Source organism: Rhizobacter sp. P1_G5 (assembly GCF_056405435.1).
The window spans coordinates 1-2,345 of record NZ_JBFUCB010000799.1 but is presented as its reverse complement, the minus strand read 5'-3'; the positions used below and the strand labels follow the sequence as shown (position 1 = coordinate 2,345).

The 2,345-nt window shown below is 52.7% G+C and carries 2 protein-coding genes; both read right to left on the bottom strand.

The window, feature by feature from the left end:
* A partial coding sequence (locus tag AC1D12_RS31235; RefSeq protein WP_477845075.1) for a hypothetical protein occupies window positions 1-968 on the bottom strand: 968 nt, incomplete at its 3' end.
* A gap of 1,055 nt (window positions 969-2,023) precedes the next feature.
* Window positions 2,024-2,345 (bottom strand): hypothetical protein (locus AC1D12_RS31230; RefSeq protein WP_477845074.1); only part of this gene is annotated, 322 nt, incomplete at its 5' end.

Genomic DNA, 2,345 nt, shown 5'->3' with positions numbered 1-2,345 from the left:
GATATATTCGGAATCTTTGCAATTGCCCTGAAATTCGGGTCATTGTTCGCCTCCGAAATGGTATTTCTGATCGGTGTCGACCCATCTGGCGGAGAGCCATAATTCGATTCAAATTTCAATATATCTGAACGCCGAGTAGTGACCATCGCCAATACTTCCTTGGCCTCTGCTGCCAACGGAGCATCATCACTCTCATAGAGCCCGAATATTTCGGCACTAAGCATCAGACGCTTCGCATAGCCATATTTGTTTGTATTAAAAGCAGCCTGACCAGCTGGCGGACCGGCCATCTTCCGCCTTTCGTATTCTGTTAGCGCACCATAGCGTAGTGCATACCAGACTTCAGCGCGACTCGCAGCAGAAATCGGCTTCGCGAGCGAAACCATCGCATCTCTCTGCAAGCCGACATAAGTCAGATTCAACAGGGCGACCATTTCTCTCGAGGCAGGAATTCCGCCTTGAGGAACTTGGAAACCAGAATACACCCTGTTCTCATACAAACTCCGAACAGCACCAAATATCTGCTTCATCTCCAAGTTGTAGCCTGATGAATCCACATCGGACGACAACGTGAAAAGTTCTCGCTTCGGAAAACTCAACTGTTGATCGTTATATCGACGAGACATCACCTCATCGACGGCAGCTCTAAAGTGCGGGTTGAACCCGGAGCTATTTGTTCCACTCACCCAATTGCGATCAAAAATATCCTGCAACTCACGTCGATATGCGGTTTCAATTTGACGCACCGAGGCCGAAGAGCTTGCATCCTTATCGTGAAAGCCTAGCGTTTTAAATACCTCGTCACGAACCAGCGGCACTGACGGGAGACCCATGAGAAAGCCAATGCCAATGGTTGCCTTACCGACGCTGTCGATATAAATCATCTTGAATTCAGTTTCAGCCAAGCGAACCACCCTATACGCCAAATCGACATACTCAGTCGGCGAAAGTGTTTTGTAGGCGTCCATGCAATCCTCTGATAGCGTTAATTCAAGAGCAAATTCAATTTCAACTCGACAGGATACTTCGCAATCTTGCGGCCTCAAAACCAGCAATTTTGCCGACCCATCAGCCTTTACAGACCAGCGTCCGTTTCAATCAGCGAATGCGCTCACCACCCGGGGTTAATTCCCACGTCTCGGGAGGCAATTGCATCACCGCATCGATCGTCCGAGCCATGGGCAAGCTTTGCGCGATATATGGAATCGTCACCCACCCCCATTATCCATGAATCACCACCGCGAAACTCAAAGCGGTGCCATGGTCGATTCCGTCTTCGAAGGCCTTGGCTACCACTTACAAGAATTAAGAAATGATTCCGCTTCTTTTGCTTGAGCATTGTTCCAAACAGGCACCCCCGAACTTTCACGCACAAAAATCTCGTGGGCCCCTTTATAGCTATCTCGCGCCAAGTTGCGCCCTTTCAGCTTGTACTTTTGCGGACGAGAATCTGCTGGTTCGGGCGTGCATACGAGCTCGAAATCCGGACATTCATTTAGAAACAGTGCCCCATTTACAATCACGCCTGCGACGAGTCCTTCGCGATTGCTTGACTGCGTGGCGTAACTCCATTCTCCGCATACGCGGGAATCAACTTGATGCAGTCGCAGTATGTGGGACTTGCTATAGAAAGTTCCCTCAAACGATTCAGCCGCCCCGGCGAACGCCGGCATCAGAATGAGGAAACACAGGGATATCGCGCGATGAAAGAGAATCGAATTATTCATTTTCCCCACCAAGTCTAGTTAATGAAGCGTGAGGGAGGTTTCGAGCCCCCTCTGGGTCGAATCTTGAACAAGCAGATGCCCTCGACATCGTCCACGGTGGATGTATCTTCTCGGCCGCCGTCTTGCAGCGTTCCGCAAACATCGCTTGCGCTTTGGCCTTCCGCTCCTCGCTTTCGAGCAGCTCAGTTCATCCGAACGGGCACTGAGCCCAGCGCTGAGCAACAGCACTCCCGGGGCGGGCCGCCAAACTCCTAACGCGCACTTCGTTCGCTTCAATCCTGTTGCCTCCTTGACGTTTACGTTTGCCTGCTCAACAACAGCCGGAACCGATGCTGCCGAGCACTCGCCACCGCGACCATCCCCACGAAGAGGGACATCAATTCCCGCGATGGCGGAATCTGCATTCCATATGGAACTGCGCTTGACGCTCGCCGAGCGTCCATGGCGCAGTTGCTGATCAAACCGTTGATGCCCATCAGCACGTCGTTGCCGGCGCCGCCGTTGAGCAGGTCGTTGCCGTGCTGGCTGCCGTCCAGGCCTGTCTGGCCCCTGGACAGCCCCGTGATGCCGTCGGACCAGCGCCGTGCTGAGCCGCGACAGGTAGTCGCCGTACAGCAG